Origin of the sequence: Bacillus sp. TH17, assembly GCF_016651125.1 — a bacterium.
Lineage (GTDB): Bacteria > Bacillota > Bacilli > Bacillales > Bacillaceae_G > Bacillus_A > Bacillus_A mycoides.
Genome location: NZ_JAEKEN010000001.1, coordinates 4,357,086 through 4,373,343, shown reverse-complemented (window position 1 = coordinate 4,373,343; position 16,258 = coordinate 4,357,086). Strand labels below are relative to the sequence as shown.

Here is a 16,258-nt window from a genome sequence, read left to right as displayed (position 1 = left end):
TAAAAACGAGGTTATATAAGGAGGGACACACCAACATGGCGAAGCAACTGCCAGATATCGGCGATTATAAATATGGTTTCAAGGATAAAGACGTTTCGATTTTCCGTGCTGGACGCGGTTTAACAAAAGAGATCGTTGAAGAGATTTCACGTATGAAAGAAGAACCACAGTGGATGTTAGACTTCCGTTTAAAATCACTGGATAAGTTCTATGAAATGCCAATGCCACAATGGGGCGGCGACTTAAACGACTTAGATTTCGATGAAATTACGTACTACGTAAAACCATCTGAGAAATCTGAGAAGTCTTGGGATGAAGTACCTGAGGAAATTAAAGCGACATTTGATAAATTAGGTATTCCTGAAGCTGAGCAAAAATATTTAGCTGGTGTATCTGCACAGTACGAATCTGAAGTTGTATACCACAACATGAAAGAAGACCTAGAAGATCTAGGAGTCGTCTTCAAAGATACAGATAGCGCATTAAAAGAGAACGAAGATATTTTCCGTGAGCATTTCGGAAAAGTAATCCCACCAACAGACAACAAATTCTCTGCATTAAACTCTGCAGTTTGGTCTGGTGGATCATTCATCTACGTTCCAAAAGGTATTAAAGTTGATACACCACTTCAAGCGTATTTCCGTATTAACTCTGAAAATATGGGACAATTCGAGCGTACGCTTATCATCGTAGACGAAGGTGCACACGTACACTACGTAGAAGGTTGTACAGCACCTGTTTACACGACTAACTCACTTCATAGTGCGGTAGTAGAAATCATCATTAAGAAAGATGCATATTGCCGTTATACAACAATCCAAAACTGGGCGAACAACGTATACAACCTAGTTACAAAACGTGCGGTTTGTGAAGAAAACGCAACGATGGAATGGATTGACGGTAACATCGGATCTAAATTAACGATGAAATACCCAGCAGTTATCTTAAAAGGCGAAGGCGCTCGTGGTTTAACATTATCTATCGCGATTGCTGGTAAAGGCCAACACCAAGATGCTGGTGCGAAAATGATTCACTTAGCACCAAACACGTCTTCAACAATCGTTTCTAAATCGATTGCGAAGCATGGTGGTAAAGTAACTTACCGTGGTATCGTACAATTCGGACCAAAAGCGAAAAACTCTCGCTCTAACATCGAGTGTGACACGTTAATCATGGATAACCAATCTACATCTGATACAATTCCTTACAACGAAATCAAAAACGATTACGTTTCACTTGAGCACGAAGCGAAAGTATCTAAAGTATCAGAAGAACAATTATTCTACCTAATGAGCCGCGGTATTTCTGAGCAAGAAGCTACAGAAATGATCGTAATGGGCTTCATCGAGCCATTCACTCGCGAACTTCCAATGGAATACGCAGTTGAAATGAACCGCCTAATCAAGTTTGAGATGGAAGGTTCTATCGGTTAAATAGAAATGCGGAGCCGACTGTTCAGACCCGTTGGCTAAGGTTCTTTCGCACAGAAGATGCTTTTTATCTTCTGGTGCGGAAGGTTCTTAGACATGAGGGTCTAGGAGACGAAGCTGGACATATTTAAAGTGGAAGCGGCTCGTTCAGAATGTGAGGGGGATGGAGCTTCTGACGTAGAGGCGCTTTTTGCCTCATAGGAAGAAGTAAAGCCACCGAACATTCTAGCCGCTGGAACTGGATAATATATGTATAAAGAAAGCGCCCTGCTGTGCAGGGCGCTTTTTTATGTTGTATATTCGGGTTCGGCTGTAAGATACCCGGGTAGGTGTTTAATGAAATATATCGACCACAACTCGGAATATATCGGCGATTATTTCAATATATCAGCGGTTGGACAAGGAATATCGATTTGTCGACAAAGTAAGACAAAGGAAATCCCTCATATCCCCCTCAACATTTAAATACGAGAGGAGCACCTATATGGAAGTAAGACAAAGATACTGACAAATCTCCTCCCCCCACCAACTAGAATCATTTCACAAAAATTCCCCCCTCAAACTAATCAACAGACTAGAAAAAGTAATATAAAGTTTTCCATATTAAAAGGGCAATCTTTGGCTTTTTCTTATAATGCGAGTACAATGTAGAATAGCAAGAAAAGACGAAAAGTATTTACAGGATTATTGCGTACGTATAGCGTAAATGGCAGTAAGGAACTGAGAGGAGGTTTTTTCTCTGAATATAAATAAAGAAACAATCATCCACCTTTATCATACAAACGATATACATAGTCATTTTGAAAATTGGCCGCAAATTTCTCGGTTTGTACAAGGGGAGAAAAGGCGAAGACAGGAAGCGGGAGAGACTGTTTTAACTGTGGATATTGGCGATCATGTGGATCGTTTTCATAGTATTTCGGAAGCGACAAATGGACTTGGGAATACAAAATTATTAAATGAGGCGCTATATGATTATGTAACGATCGGAAATAATGAAGGAATTACATTGGCGAAAGAGCATTTGAATCGTCTATATGATGATGCTGGGTTTGAGGTGCTCGTAGCGAATTTATTTGAAAAAGAAGGTGTACGTCCAGCGTGGGCGCAGCCTTATAAATTACATACAACGACAGATGGGATTACGATTGCCTTTATTGGATTAACGGTAGCTTATCCAGAGTTTTATCATATGTTAGACTGGCATATTGAAGATCCAATCATCCATTTAGAGTCGATTTTAGAAGAAGTTAAGGATACAGCTCATATTACTGTTGTGCTTTCTCATCTTGGAAAAAGTATGGATGAGTATATGGCGGAGCATTATGATATAGATGTTATTTTAGGGGCACATACGCATCATTTATTTGAGCGCGGTGTTCTTGTGGATAATACTTTGCTTTGCTGTTGTGAAAAGTGGGGACATTACGTTGGTCACGTTCAGCTTACTGTGGATAAAGAGACGAAGAGACTGTTGAAAAAAGACGGTAGAGCGATTAAGACAGAACGGTTAGGTGCTTATAGCGAGCCGTTATCCACAATTGAAATGCTAAAGGAAGAAAGTAAACAGATAATGGCTGAGCCTGTCGTTCATTTAAAAGAATCATTGCCGGTTGATTGGTTTAAGGAGACGACGTTTTCTCATATGTTGGCAAGTGCACTTAAAGAGTGGTGTAATGCGGATGTTGGGATGGTGAATGCTGGTGTACTTCTTGAGGGATTAAATGAAGGTGTTGTGACGCGCGGAGATATTCATCGGATTTGTCCACATCCAATTAATCCATGTCTGTTAAAAGTACCAGGGAAAACGTTAAGAGAAGTTATTTTGAAAGCGCGCCGCCCGAATATGGAGAATCTTGAGGTGAAAGGATTCGGATTTCGTGGAAAAGTAATGGGGAAAATGATTTACGATGGTTTGGAAGTGATTCCAGATACGATTCCAGGGAATAAAATTTTACTAGAAGATGTATTGATTAACGGCGAATCGCTGGAATTAGACCGGATATATACGGTAGGAACGATTGATATGTTTACATTCGGATACTTATACCCAGAGCTATCCACACTTTCTGACAAACAATATTATATGCCGGAATTGCTTAGAGATGTATTAACAGACATGTTGATAACTTATACATCTTCAGTCAAACTATAGGCTAGTTAACTTGTAACACTCATTTTTCTCTTGTCATAAAGATAAGAAAGAGAGGAGTGTGAACTATGGTTAATGTAGAGCCAATTATAATTGATAACTATACGTTCATTGCTGTTAGCGTAAAACTTCCAAAGACAAATTTGCTAGCTGTAATGAGCGATAAAGGATATATTATGTGCGGTGCTTTAGATGTAGGTCTTCTAAATGAGAAGTTAGGTGATCGAGGAATTATTGCTGGCCGTGCGGTTGGTGTAAGAACGATTGAACAACTTCTTGAAGCACCGCTGGAATCAGTAACGACTGGAGCCGAAGCTTTAGGTATTCCGGTAGGCACAATCGGAAAAGATGCACTATTAAAAATGAGATAAGCATATATCGTCCCTCTTTCTTGCATAGAAATAATATAAGAAGGAGGGTTTTCTTATGGGCATATTTCGTTCGAAAAATTCGCGGTTTCGAAGGGGACCGATTTCCTTTCGGTATATACTGCTTATTTCATTTATTATTTTTATCGTAATGGTAGTTCAAGGTTTATGGATTGTAAATAAAAGTATTCAGCCAACGTTAATTAAGTATGGGGAAACAGAGACTCATAAAATGGCAACAGCAGTTATGACGAAAGCGGTAAAAGACCGAATTAATGAAGGGTTTGATGTAGATTCATTAATGAAAGTGCAAACGGATAGGAACGGGAAAGTATCTACAATTGATTTAAATACAAAACAAGTAAATGAAATATTAACATCGACTACTGCATACATAGAAAAATATTTACAACAAGTAGAAAAAGGGGATACGAAAGCACTTGGTATTTTTGAAGAGAATGAGGTATCTATGTCAGTTCCTTTTGGGCGTATAACTGATAATGCGCTTCTTGGTAATATAGGACCGGATATTCCGATTAATTTTACGCCAATTGGTCATGTGAATACGGATATTAAACAATTAGTTGAGCCGCAAGGAATTAATAATACAGCGATCAAAATTATTATGGAAGTGGAAGTGACGTTACAAGTTATGATTCCGTTACGCACGAAAGAAATTAAAGTGAAGCAAAACATTCCGATTGCGACGCGCATCGTTCAAGGTGAAGTGCCTACTTATTACGGAAGCGGGGGAGTTGTTGTACCAGATAAAAAGAAAACGGATAGTTAGCGAATATAAAAAAATAACCGTAGCAATTTGCTACGGTTATCGTTTTGTATTTGCTCGTTCTTTTCGTTCCCAAAGGCTTAAATGCATGTATGGATCGAAAGCCCATTCTGTATAGCCATTGTCTTTATACATGCCGAAATGTAAGTGGGGCGGGAATTTTCCAGCTGTACCAGGAGGACCGTAGCCGGTACTACCGACAAATCCGATTACTTTTCCTGGTTCGACAATTTGTCCGAGTTGTATTTCTTTAGAGAACCCGCCTAAATGAGCGTAATAGTGGTAATTATTATGAAGGTCACGAATACCAATGCGCCATCCACCAAGACGATTCCATCCTTTTGTTTCAATAACGCCATAGCAAGTTGATCGTACTGGTACGCCATATCCAGCGAAAATATCGGTTCCTTCATGAATCCTCCTGCCGCCAAAGCTTCTACCAGCACCGAAAGTACTACGATAACTATGGTCACTGCGAATCGGGAGAGGGAAAGCATTGCCTTCTAAATTAATGCGTCCATAATGTTTATAAATTCGGGCGTATTCTGTAATTAATTCAACTGTTTTTGCACGTCTATAATATTCCCAAAGCATAATGTTAATACGGTCTTCCGACGTTCCTTGTTTCTTTAAAATGGTTGCTGCTGTCTGCAGAAGATCACGGTCGTTATTTGCATTTGCAAATCCATCTTTGTCACCATCTAAACCCATTCCGCCAAATAGAGAAATTGTATGGGGGAGAGTATCATTACTATTAACAGGTCCAGCCCATATTTCAGGTTTGAAATAAAGGGAAATGATGGCATCTGGTTTTTTCGGAATATCTTTTCTTACGCTCCGTATGTTTCTTTCGTATTGATCCATTGCGGCTAAGTAATACCACGGAATACCGGAAGATTGCTCAGTTTCTTTATATAGTGCCATGCGCTTTTCATATATGCTTTGCTGATTATCTTCACCGTAAGCGATGTTTTGGTGGAGAAGAAAGCAAATCGAAAGCAAAAGAGAAATTTTTCGAAGCATGAAATAGACTCCTTTCACAACATCACTCTTTTTAGTGTGGGATATACGGAGTATTTCATTATAGGGAACGATTGGAAAAAATCTTAGAATCTTCATTTGAGCAAATCGCTTTCATACGTTAGAATAGATATGTTACATTGAAAGAAGCGAACACGGTAAACTATTTCATATTGTGCGGAGTTGATAACCATGACAAAACAAACAGAGTATAAGCGCAAGCCCGAATGGTTGAAAATTAAGTTAAACACGAATGAAAACTATACAGGCTTAAAGAAAATGATGCGTTCTAAGAATCTTCATACAGTTTGTGAAGAGGCGAAATGTCCGAATATTCATGAATGCTGGGCTGTAAGGAAAACAGCAACATTTATGATCTTAGGTGCGGTTTGTACACGTGCTTGTCGTTTTTGTGCGGTTAAAACAGGCTTACCAACTGAGCTTGATTTACAAGAGCCAGAACGCGTAGCAGATTCTGTAGTACAAATGGGCTTAAAGCACGTTGTTATAACAGCGGTTGCACGTGATGATTTAAAGGACGGCGGAGCAGCTGTTTTTGCTGAAACAGTACGCGCTGTACGTCGTGAAAATCCATTCACGTCTATCGAAGTATTACCATCTGATATGGGTGGGGTAGAAGAAAATTTAAAAATGTTAATGGATGCAAAACCAGATATTTTGAACCATAACATTGAAACAGTACGTCGATTATCTAACCGAGTTCGCGCTAGAGCAAAATATGACCGTTCATTAGAGTTTTTACGTCGAGCAAAAGAAATGCAGCCTGATATTCCAACTAAATCGAGCATTATGCTGGGCTTAGGTGAAACGAGAGAAGATTTAATTGAAGCAATGGATGACTTACGTGCAAACAATGTGGATATTTTAACTCTTGGACAATACCTACAACCATCTAAGAAGCATTTACCAGTTATTAAATATTACCCACCAGCAGAATTTGCAGAGCTAAAAGAAATTGCACTTAGCAAAGGATTTAGCCACTGTGAAGCTGGCCCACTTGTACGTTCTTCTTATCATGCGGACGAGCAAGTACGTTCTGCAAAAGAAAAAGTAGCAGAAGCGAAATAAAGAAAAAAGAGAGCTAATCATTAGCTCTCTTTTTTCTTATACTCTAAAACTTTATTTTGACATGTGGATAAAATCTTTTTTAATTCCTCTGTGGATAATTCAATTGTAAATTCAGGTACACCAGGTGTAATTAAAATTTTATCGTAAGTATAAATTGAACTGTCCACAATAATCGTTACATCTTGTGAATAACCGAAAGGAGCTACACATCCAGGAGTGCAACCAGTCTCTTCTCTTAGCTCATTAGGAGAACAGAGAGATAAGCTCTCTCCTGTTATTTCCTTCATCTCTCCTCGGTTGAGGCGAGTGCCTTCTAACGTAAAGAATACGTAATGCTCCCCGGATTTTGATTTTAAAAATAAGCTTTTACTTGGAGTGCCTTGCAAACCAAGTCTTTCACGAACGATACGATCTGTTTCATAGTCAAGTACTGGTTCGTGTTCAAATTTTTCATAAGAAGCATTTGTTTTATGTAGTAAAGAAAGTACGTCTTCGTACATATTGAATGATACCCCTCTCTATGTTTACTGCAGTTCTACCATATCTCCTCGCGGTGTCAACTGAATGTATTGGAAAGGGATATTACTTGGATGGCGCTTCCCATAATCGTTTTATGATAGATTGTTCATCAAGTGTAATTTCATAAATATCAGGATTCGTTAAAGTTTTCCATTCATTAAAGCCGATCGTACGATCAAAGTGCTTTAAAATGAGCGTAAGTAAGTTTCCATGTGTAACGAGTAGTGTTGTAGTATGGTTTAACTTTAAAACGTCTTGGATAAGCGATATAGCACGGTCCGTTGCTTGTTTTGTTGACTCTCCGCCTAAAAAGGCAATATCTATGTTTGTAAAAGTAGATTCTAGTTTTTGCATCCAATCATCCATCGGAACGTTGCTTAATATACGTTCAGCTAATCGTTCATCCTCTTCGATAGATAGGTTAGCTTGAATCGCATAGGGCCGAATGGAATCGATAGCTCGGACAAATGGGCTCGAAATAATATGATCTATTTGTAGCTGATTTTCTAAGAGGAATGTAGCAAGGGTGTTAGCTTGATCTTTTCCGGCAAACGTTAATTCGGCATCACGTTTTTGTCCAGTTGCGGAACAATGTCGTATTACAATAATTTTCTTCATAATTCATCCCCATCTTTCAAGTTGACGCTATATACTTCGACAAATGTGGAAAAAATTCCTTTTTATTGGAAACGGAATAGTGATCTAAGTATGTGGAAAAGTAATGTGGATAACGAAAATTTGAGGTGCAATTATGAAAAAAATGATATGCATTGTATTCAGTATTTGTTTTCTCGCGCAATTGTCCACAACATATGCACAATCAAATCAAAAATTAGACTATCCAAGCAATCGAAATAAGCCATTTGTGAGTGAGGATGTGTTTTACGAACAGTTAGATAAGAAAATCTATAAAGAGTACAAAAATGCAGCATATAGTGTTCGTAAAAAAATCTCATTTAAAGAAGTACCACATGAGGAATTTATCTTCCTGCAAAAAACAGATGTCGGTTGTCACAGTAAAATGACGATGGAAGGCTCTTTTGTTCACCCGGATCGCCAAGTATATTTCTTTGCTTCTTTTACTCAAAATGAAATAGAAGAGTTTCATAAGTACATCGTTATAGATGCAGAAACAAAGAGGGAGCTGCAAGGAGGGAAAAGTTATCATCACTACGAAAATCCATATAAAAAATAACCCACCAACTGGTGGGTTATTTTTTACTCTGGCACACTTACTAATTTCTCTTTCATTTTACGAATAAGAATGAAACCACCAATCGCGAAGAGAAGAGTAATTCCTTCTGCTACAAAGATGTTAATCATTTTTGTTTGGTAAAGTGCTGCGAAAAAGTCTACAAGTGCGTGGAATAGTATAGCGTATACGAGGAAGATGTATTTCTTTTGTTTTACCGCGTATACGACAAGCATTGTGAAGGCAATTTGCAATACAAGAGCCATAATTCTTTCCAAGCTGCCAAGGAAGTATAAATAAGCAGGTTGTTCTATTAACATATCCTTTACAAGATTTAATTGTGGTAGTTTTTCTGCCATTTGAGTGAAGCTACCATTGTTAATAGCATTAGCGAATATAAGTGTCTGCAATGCAGAGAATCCGCCAACTAAAATGGATTCAATCCCGCCATGACCAATTCCATAAGCGAAGCCATCTTTATATTCTAGATATTTTTTTAGTAGGAAGAAGAAGGCAACGAAGCGTCCTAATTCTTCAAAAATACCAGCAGTTAGTCCGCCATAAATTGCAAAGACATACGGATTTTCTAAAAATGGAGCGATTGCTGGATTACCACGTATAAATAGGTGGAACGGTGTTTCGAGAATTTGGGTAAATCCAATAAAGATAAGAACACCAATGCCGACCACTTTCCAATTAATATTATATTTTTTACGGAAATAAACGAGTACAATAATTGGGACCAGAACCGAAACAACGAGTTGAAATATGATGCTGGCAATTACAGTATTTGAAACCATACTTTCACCGCTTTCTAATATATGTACATATCTATTATGCATGAAATATGGGAGAGATGAAACTTTTAGAGATAAATGAATTTACTTATTGACTCTAACGTTGCGTCATACTTTATCGTATGTATTAAGGGGGAGATACGCATGACAATGAGGGTAAAAGAAGTAGCTAATTTAGTTGGGATTAGTGTGCGCACACTGCATCATTACGATGAAATTGGGTTGTTAACCCCAGATGAGACGACAGAGTCTGGATATCGTCTGTATTCCAATGAAAATTTAGAAACGTTGCAGCAAATTTTGTTTTTTAAAGAGCTAGGCTTCCCTTTGAAGAAGATTAAAGAAATTATCAAGAGTCCGTCATTTGACCACAAAGAAGCACTACAGCTTCATAAGAAAATGCTTCTTGAAAAGCGAGCCAGGTTAGATAAGGTGATAGCGACGATTAATAAAACAATTCAGCATACAAAAGGAGAGATTGAAATGACGAATAAAGAGAAATTTGAAGGCTTCGATTTCAGCCATAATCCGTACGAAGAAGAAGCACGTGAACGATGGGGAGATGAGGCTGTAGATAAAGCGAATAAAACAGCGAAGGGGATGTCTAAAGAGAAGCAGGAGGAGTTTAATAATATTTACAGAAATCTAGCAACAATTCGAAATGGAGCACCTGATTCTAAAGAGGCGCAATCCGCGATCGGGGTATGGTACGATTACTTGCAAAACTTCGGTGAATATTCATTAGAGGCCTTTAAGGGACTCGGTCAAATGTATGTTGCTGACGAGCGTTTTACGAAAAATATTGATAAGTTTGGTGAAGGTTTAGCGCAGTTTATGTGTGATGCGATGGAGGTTTATGCGGATCGTAAGAAATAGTAAAAAGGTGGAGGTTTTCTCCACCTTTTTATTTTTTAATCATATCATTCAAAGTTTGATCCCCCGTATTGTTCAAATGAGGATTATCGCTCATCTCACGTTTTAACATATCAAGACTTTGTTCATATTCTTTATCATTTAAGCTACCAGATTGAAGACCTTGAATTTGAGAAATCAACTTTTGGTTTGTTGATACATATGCTTTATAATAGCGAGGAACGATGGACAAAGCAGTTTTATATACTTGATCTGTTACGAGTTTTGGATCCGTTGTGTTTGCACGGTATACAACGAACACTTCGTCGTCGGTAACGAGTGTAGCGGCATTGGTGACGTCAGGAAGTTTGACTGTCATGCTCGTAATCATTTCAGCGACTTTCTCACGGTTAATGGCGCCTACTTGTTTGTTAGATACTTCATGTTTTTGTTTAGATGAATAGCCCACCCTTGTGAGCCGTGTATTTGTATTTTCCGTATGATACATGTCGTTTTTGTTGGAAACAAGAACACGACTTCCTTCTTCACGCTCCATTTCGGCTTTATTAGTTGATTGGCAGCCTGCAAATAAGGAAAGAGTGAGAAGAGAGAGTATAATTTGTTTTTTCACGATGTAGCACCTCCTTCTCCATAGCATGCACTAATTTTCAATTTTTTGTATTTGAAATTGTTGGTTGTTATGCTTTGTGATACGATAAAAAGAAGAATGCTTAGAGAGGAAGTTCATAATGGAGCAAAAGCAAGAGATTCATACTACGGTGAGCGTTAATAATGTTCAGTACGAAGTGATTAAAAACTTTCGTGACGGTTTTAGTGAAGAAGCACTTAAAGAGCGCTATGCAGAAATTTTAAATAAATATGATTATATCGTTGGAGACTGGGGTTATGAGCAACTTAGATTGCGCGGATTCTTTGATGATAGTAATCAACGTTCGACATATGATACGAAAATTAGTACTTTATCAGAGTATTTATACGAGTACTGTAACTTCGGTTGTGCACACTTTGTATTACGAAAAGTGAAGAAATGAAAAAATCCTCTTACGATTGTAAGAGGATTTTTTTATACTTGCTTACAAACAAATCGAAATATGATCGCCTTCAGAAAGTATTGCGTTTGGTTTCATTTGTTGTCCGTTCAATTGGATATGCCCATTTTTAATTTTATCCACAATGATAGTGCGGCTCCAATCAGAAATATATGTGGATAACACTTTATCAATCCGGTGTGAACCGAAAACGATATCTAATACGATCGTGATTTCGGCTATGCCGTTTTCTTTATGTTGCGTAATGGAAATGGTAGTAGTTGTTTCTGTTTGATCCTGCTGGGTCATATCGACTGTTTCAACGTGATCAGTAAATGCTTTATAAATACGAAGTTTTTGATTCCACGTATGATCTTTCGGACATTTATAAATGGCAAAGCGGTATATATTTTTTCCGTTGGCGTTATGCCTACGAATATTCGTGTCAGTAAATAGGGTAGTGCGTCTGCAATTTTTACAATACTTTTCGATTGTGTTTTGCTCATTTTCATATAAACTCCAAGAAAGTTGTGCTTTTTGCATTTTCCTTCACCTCTTATAGTAGTGGTAAAAGGAACGTAATACAGTTATTTGGATGTCTTGCAGTATGAAGACATGATAAAAAGACAAAAATAAAAGGAGCTTCCCTTAGGAAGCTCCGTAAACATCATACTACAGATGCGTTACGCTCCTTTGTAATGGGAATGGGCAGACTACTCCCTTGAAAAAGCGTGGTGCTTTTTTGAGAGTAATGCTATCCAATTGCTGGTCCACTACAAAGTAAATGTTGGCATACGTAGATAACGTCCTTTCCATCCAAATAGATTTGTTCATAAGTATAACACATAAGATTGAAAATTCAAAATATAAATTGTAAAAAAACACCAGCTAAAATAGCTGGTGCACCAGATAAATTATATAAGTTCAAATAAAAATGAGCGTAATTCTTCTGCATTTTCTTCAGACATCGAAAATGCATGCTCTAAGTAGCCTTGTTCGTTTAAATCGTCAGGACCGATGATAGCAAATTTGTTGCTTTGCATATCAAGGACTATCGTTTTACCGTAATGACGATCGGAGTATAAAAGCGCTAAATCATGACGCTCATTTTCCCCCAAAAAGCTAACGAAACGAGTTTTTGTAGCGACTGTATCGTCGTACAGAAAGAAACGTTCTTCCATACACATGGCTCCTTTATTAAATATCTAAGTTTAAGTGTGGTTTATGATCTAAATGGTGATGCGTTTTAATGAAACGTACTGTTCTTGTTTTGTAACGCATTACGATAGAATATGTTTCAGCTAAATCTCCGCCAAGGAATTTCACGCCGTCTAATAATTCACCAGCAGATACACCTGTTGCTGAGAAGATTGCATCATCACCAGATACTAAGTCATCTAACATAAGAAGTTGACGAGGATCTTCTAATCCCATTTCACGACAACGAGCTTCTTCTTCTTCGTTCATTGGAACTAAGCGAGCTTGCATTTCACCTTCAAGGCATTTTAATGCTGCTGCAGAAATAACGCCTTCTGGAGCTCCGCCTACACCTACGAATAAGTCGATACCTGTTCCAGGTAAAGCTGTAGCGATTGATGCACCAACATCTCCATCACCAAATAGTTTTACGCGTGCACCTTTTGCACGAACACGGTCAATAATATCTTGATGACGTTCACGTTCTTGGATGATAACCGTTAGGTCACGAATTTTTTTATTGTTTGCTTCTGCTACAATATCAATTGTTTTTTCAATTGGATCATCTAAGCTAATTTTACCAGCTGCTTTTGGACCAACCGCGATTTTTTCCATGTACATATCCGGAGCATGAAGAAGGTTTCCTTTATCCGCGATTGCAATAACTGCCATTGCATTTGCAAGACCTTTTGCAACGATGTTTGTGCCTTCTAATGGGTCAACGGCGATATCTACTTCTGGACCGTTACCTGTTCCTAGTTCTTCACCAATATATAACATCGGTGCTTCATCAAGTTCTCCTTCACCAATTACAACTGTACCTGCCATGTTTACTGAATCGAACATATCACGCATAGCTGTAGTTGCTGCATCATCTGCTTCGTTTTTCTTTCCGCGGCCCATCCACTGTGCGGATGCTAAGGCTGCTGCTTCTGTTACACGGACAATTTCTAGTGCGAGTTCACGTTCCAAGGTTGCATTCCTCCAATTTCAAAAATCATACAAATATAACTATAACAAATAACGAGGAAAAGGTGAATTCGAAAAATTGTCGATTTTTTCAGAAGAAAGCGTTACAATTAAAATGTAAATGCTTTAATTTCCAGGTAGGTGACATTCATGTACTTCGTAGACAGAAAAAAAATAGAACAAATGCTAGTATGTTTAGAACGAGCAACAAATACATTTCAAGAGAAAAAGACATATGAAACCGAGTTTGAATTTTACGCATTAGAGCGCATGGCGCATCTTATTATCGATTGTATATTAGATGTAGGGAATGCGATGATTGATGGATTTATTATGCGCGATCCAGGAAGTTACGAAGATATTATTGATATTTTAATGGACGAGAGAGTTATAAGTGGAGAAGAGGGAGCGCATATTAAAGAAATTATTCTTCTTCGAAAAATGCTTACGCAAGATTATATTCAAATGAATCATGATGAATTATATAAGACGATTCAAAAACATATCGCCGTGGTAGAGAAATACCCAGCGAATATTCACAGTTATTTAGAAAAGGAATTAGGACCTGTATCTGCATTTGTACCAGAATAATTGTGCTTATAAGATCCCCGGGAATTCCTTTGGGGATCTTATATTGTATAGGAGAAAGAAAAGGGAGAAGGGTGAGCTATGGGGGAAGCACGTACTACGAGAGAAGAGATTGTACAATTACTGAAGATAAAAGGAGAGCATACTGTAGCAGAATTAGCCGAAGCTTTAGAAATTACAGAGATGGCGATTCGTCGACATTTAAGTAAACTAGAAAATGATGAGCTAATTTATTCAAAGATGGTAAGACAGCATGTCGGACGACCAACATATTTGTATGGATTAAGTCAAAAGGGAGAAGATACATTCCCGAAAGAATATAAGCAATTTGCTATTGATATGCTAGAAGATTTGGCTCGAATGGGCGATGAAAAAATGCTGCGTCACGTCTTGCAAGCGAGAACGAAACGAATGGAAGAACAGTTGCAAAAGAGGATAAGTAATCAAAGCAATTTAGCGTATAAAGTTCAAGAAGTAGCTGCTATGCAAGAGAGAAACGGTTATATGGTTCAAATAAAGCGAGATGGGGAGCATTCTTTCATATTTGAAAAGCAAAACTGTCCGTTAAAGGAAATTGCAGAGAGATTCCCGCAAGTGTGTGAAGATGAAAAAGATATGTATAAGCGGTTATTTGCAGATGCAAATGTGAAGACGTTAGCAAACATGTGCGTGGGCGATTGTAATTGTTCGTACCAAATAAAAGAGAAAAAATGAACGTTATGGGACGCTTTAAGGTAAAGCGTTTTTTTCTTTTGAAAAAGGGGTTAATATAAGAGTGGTATGATAGATATGAACGTTAGCATAAAAGGAGAGACAAACAGATGTATAAAGGCTATTTAATTGACTTAGACGGTACAATGTATCGCGGTGAAGAGCAAATTGAAGAAGCAAGCGACTTCGTAAAAGCGTTAGGAGAGCGCGGTATTCCATATTTATTCGTTACAAATAACTCAACTCGTAAACCAGAACAAGTTGCAGAAAAGCTTGTTCGTTTCGATATTCCAGCGAAAGCGGAGCAAGTATTCACAACGAGTATGGCTACAGCGAACTTTATTTATGAGCGCAAACAAGATGCAACTGTATATATGATTGGTGAAGAGGGCTTACATGCTGCTCTTGTGGAAAAAGGATTTGAAATTGTGGATGAAAATCCTGATTTCGTCGTTGTTGGATTAGATCGTGATATCACATATGAAAAATTAGCAAAAGCATGCCTTGCTGTGCGTAACGGCGCAACATTTATTTCTACAAATGGGGATATTGCTATTCCAACTGAACGCGGATTATTACCAGGTAACGGTTCATTAACATCAGTTGTTGCAGTATCAACAGGTGTGGATCCAATCTTTATTGGTAAACCAGAATCAATCATTATGGAACAAGCGTTAAAAGTGCTTGGCATAGGAAAAGAAGAAGCTTTAATGGTTGGGGATAACTACGATACAGATATTTTAGCGGGGATAAATGCTAGTATGCATACCCTTCTTGTCCACACTGGAGTAACAACTGTGGACAAGTTAACAGAATATGAAGTACAACCGACGCAAGTTGTGCACAACTTGACGGAGTGGATTGAGAAGATGTAATGAAAGGCAGGTAACCAGAAGCGGTTGCCTGTTTTTTTATGCACAATTGCATATGTACTATAGAGATTTAAAATGTAAAATTTATATGTAATGATGTGAAGGGGGAAAATAAGAGTGTACTGGATGTCATGTATTATGTTTGTTTTTACATTATGTGTTTTGTTCTTTGTTCTATGGAAGATATATAAAATAAATGAAATGACAAAAAGCGCGGGAAAACTTATTGCAACATATCCTCGGGTGAAACGACGTTGGATTGCATTACTTGGACCGGCGTATTTCATCGGGCAATGTATGTATATATATGCTCAGTACGTAAGTGGCGATATTGATACAGTTGAACAGTTTCTCGTTCAGTCAGGTAGTTATGCTGTAGCAAGTTGTTTTATGACTTTAATAGCTATCCATCTTATTAAAAGTGTACAAATATATGAAAAAGGTGTAATAGACGGATTGAACTTTTATTCATACGAAGAATTAAAAGGCTATAAAACATCAACATGGGAAAATCCAAAAGAAAATATATTTTTATATCGCGGGCGAGAAAAAATGAATGATAATGTGAATTTACTTATTAGACAGGAAGATATGAATGAATTAGAAAGCATTCTTCAAAGATATATTCCGAAATTGATGATGAAATAAAAACTCCGGTTGTTATAA

At 37.8% G+C, this 16,258-nt stretch carries 20 protein-coding genes; 12 read left to right on the top strand and 8 right to left on the bottom strand.

Features of this window, described 5'->3' with window-relative positions; all coding sequences use genetic code 11:
• Nucleotides 1-35: 35 nt before the first annotated feature.
• From sufB to yunB, 4 genes are all read left to right on the top strand, one after another.
• Nucleotides 36-1,433, top strand: coding sequence for a Fe-S cluster assembly protein SufB (sufB, locus tag JFT95_RS22615; protein WP_002015928.1), 1,398 nt, complete (start codon nt 36-38; stop codon nt 1,431-1,433).
• Nucleotides 1,434-2,169: 736 nt separating this feature from the next.
• Nucleotides 2,170-3,585 carry a bifunctional metallophosphatase/5'-nucleotidase gene (locus JFT95_RS22610; RefSeq protein WP_206764595.1) on the top strand — a complete coding sequence of 472 codons (1,416 nt, stop codon included), beginning with the start codon at nt 2,170-2,172 and terminating at the stop codon, nt 3,583-3,585.
• Between the two features lie 65 nt (nt 3,586-3,650).
• Nucleotides 3,651-3,953, top strand: coding sequence for a YunC family protein (locus JFT95_RS22605; RefSeq protein ID WP_002015926.1), 303 nt, complete (start codon nt 3,651-3,653; stop codon nt 3,951-3,953).
• A gap of 55 nt (nt 3,954-4,008) precedes the next feature.
• On the top strand, nt 4,009-4,740 hold the full coding sequence (gene yunB / locus JFT95_RS22600; RefSeq protein ID WP_061690074.1) for a sporulation protein YunB: 732 nt from the start codon (nt 4,009-4,011) through the stop codon (nt 4,738-4,740).
• Nucleotides 4,741-4,776: 36 nt separating this feature from the next.
• Here yunB and JFT95_RS22595 read toward each other — a convergent pair whose 3' ends face one another.
• Nucleotides 4,777-5,760 carry a M23 family metallopeptidase gene (locus JFT95_RS22595; RefSeq protein ID WP_088040370.1) on the bottom strand — a complete coding sequence of 328 codons (984 nt, stop codon included), beginning with the start codon at nt 5,758-5,760 and terminating at the stop codon, nt 4,777-4,779.
• A 189-nt stretch (nt 5,761-5,949) separates the two neighbouring features.
• Here JFT95_RS22595 and lipA point away from each other — a divergent pair, with 189 nt between their 5' ends.
• The gene (lipA, locus tag JFT95_RS22590) at nt 5,950-6,846 is read left to right on the top strand and encodes a lipoyl synthase (protein ID WP_002015922.1); all 897 of its coding nucleotides are present in this window, start codon (nt 5,950-5,952) and stop codon (nt 6,844-6,846) included.
• 20 nt (nt 6,847-6,866) lie between these two features.
• Here lipA and JFT95_RS22585 read toward each other — a convergent pair whose 3' ends face one another.
• Together JFT95_RS22585 and JFT95_RS22580 are read right to left on the bottom strand one after the other, a co-directional pair.
• A complete protein-coding gene (locus tag JFT95_RS22585) occupies nt 6,867-7,346 on the bottom strand; it encodes a YbaK/EbsC family protein (protein ID WP_002034581.1) in 480 nt (159 codons plus the stop codon).
• Nucleotides 7,347-7,428: 82 nt separating this feature from the next.
• Complete coding sequence (locus JFT95_RS22580; RefSeq protein WP_061673666.1) at nt 7,429-7,983, bottom strand: histidine phosphatase family protein; 555 nt, start codon at nt 7,981-7,983, stop codon at nt 7,429-7,431.
• 142 nt (nt 7,984-8,125) lie between these two features.
• Here JFT95_RS22580 and JFT95_RS22575 point away from each other — a divergent pair, with 142 nt between their 5' ends.
• Nucleotides 8,126-8,560, top strand: a complete 435-nt coding sequence (locus JFT95_RS22575; RefSeq protein ID WP_201053687.1) for a hypothetical protein — start codon at nt 8,126-8,128, stop codon at nt 8,558-8,560.
• A 23-nt stretch (nt 8,561-8,583) separates the two neighbouring features.
• On the opposite strand, the gene JFT95_RS22570 is transcribed toward JFT95_RS22575, so the two are convergent.
• Nucleotides 8,584-9,399, bottom strand: coding sequence for a YhfC family intramembrane metalloprotease (locus JFT95_RS22570; protein WP_201053294.1), 816 nt, complete (start codon nt 9,397-9,399; stop codon nt 8,584-8,586).
• Between the two features lie 99 nt (nt 9,400-9,498).
• Here JFT95_RS22570 and JFT95_RS22565 point away from each other — a divergent pair, with 99 nt between their 5' ends.
• Nucleotides 9,499-10,230, top strand: coding sequence for a MerR family transcriptional regulator (locus JFT95_RS22565; protein ID WP_201053293.1), 732 nt, complete (start codon nt 9,499-9,501; stop codon nt 10,228-10,230).
• A 28-nt stretch (nt 10,231-10,258) separates the two neighbouring features.
• On the opposite strand, the gene JFT95_RS22560 is transcribed toward JFT95_RS22565, so the two are convergent.
• Complete coding sequence (locus JFT95_RS22560; RefSeq protein WP_002015915.1) at nt 10,259-10,837, bottom strand: YhcN/YlaJ family sporulation lipoprotein; 579 nt, start codon at nt 10,835-10,837, stop codon at nt 10,259-10,261.
• Between the two features lie 118 nt (nt 10,838-10,955).
• On the opposite strand from JFT95_RS22560, the gene JFT95_RS22555 reads away from it, so the two are divergent.
• The gene (locus JFT95_RS22555; protein WP_002015914.1) at nt 10,956-11,258 is read left to right on the top strand and encodes a YutD family protein; all 303 of its coding nucleotides are present in this window, start codon (nt 10,956-10,958) and stop codon (nt 11,256-11,258) included.
• A 42-nt stretch (nt 11,259-11,300) separates the two neighbouring features.
• Here the strand turns inward: JFT95_RS22555 and JFT95_RS22550 are convergent, their stop codons facing one another.
• From JFT95_RS22550 to glpX, 3 genes are all read right to left on the bottom strand, one after another.
• On the bottom strand, nt 11,301-11,798 hold the full coding sequence (locus tag JFT95_RS22550) for a cytoplasmic protein (RefSeq protein ID WP_098634934.1): 498 nt from the start codon (nt 11,796-11,798) through the stop codon (nt 11,301-11,303).
• A gap of 371 nt (nt 11,799-12,169) precedes the next feature.
• Nucleotides 12,170-12,436: a DUF3055 domain-containing protein gene (locus JFT95_RS22545; protein WP_002034592.1), complete on the bottom strand. Its 267-nt coding sequence runs from the start codon at nt 12,434-12,436 to the stop codon at nt 12,170-12,172.
• Nucleotides 12,437-12,452: 16 nt separating this feature from the next.
• Nucleotides 12,453-13,424 carry a class II fructose-bisphosphatase gene (gene glpX, locus JFT95_RS22540; protein ID WP_002015911.1) on the bottom strand — a complete coding sequence of 324 codons (972 nt, stop codon included), beginning with the start codon at nt 13,422-13,424 and terminating at the stop codon, nt 12,453-12,455.
• A 147-nt stretch (nt 13,425-13,571) separates the two neighbouring features.
• Between glpX and JFT95_RS22535 the strand changes: the two genes are divergently transcribed.
• The 4 genes from JFT95_RS22535 to JFT95_RS22520 all read left to right on the top strand — a co-directional run bounded on the left by JFT95_RS22535 (nt 13,572) and on the right by JFT95_RS22520 (nt 16,240).
• The gene (locus tag JFT95_RS22535; RefSeq protein WP_002015910.1) at nt 13,572-14,012 is read left to right on the top strand and encodes a DUF86 domain-containing protein; all 441 of its coding nucleotides are present in this window, start codon (nt 13,572-13,574) and stop codon (nt 14,010-14,012) included.
• A gap of 78 nt (nt 14,013-14,090) precedes the next feature.
• Complete coding sequence (locus JFT95_RS22530; protein WP_002139296.1) at nt 14,091-14,723, top strand: helix-turn-helix transcriptional regulator; 633 nt, start codon at nt 14,091-14,093, stop codon at nt 14,721-14,723.
• 107 nt (nt 14,724-14,830) lie between these two features.
• Nucleotides 14,831-15,595: a TIGR01457 family HAD-type hydrolase gene (locus JFT95_RS22525; protein WP_061673662.1), complete on the top strand. Its 765-nt coding sequence runs from the start codon at nt 14,831-14,833 to the stop codon at nt 15,593-15,595.
• Between the two features lie 114 nt (nt 15,596-15,709).
• A complete protein-coding gene (locus JFT95_RS22520) occupies nt 15,710-16,240 on the top strand; it encodes an iron ABC transporter substrate-binding protein (RefSeq protein WP_201053292.1) in 531 nt (176 codons plus the stop codon).
• The last annotated feature ends 18 nt before the right edge of the window (nt 16,241-16,258 follow it).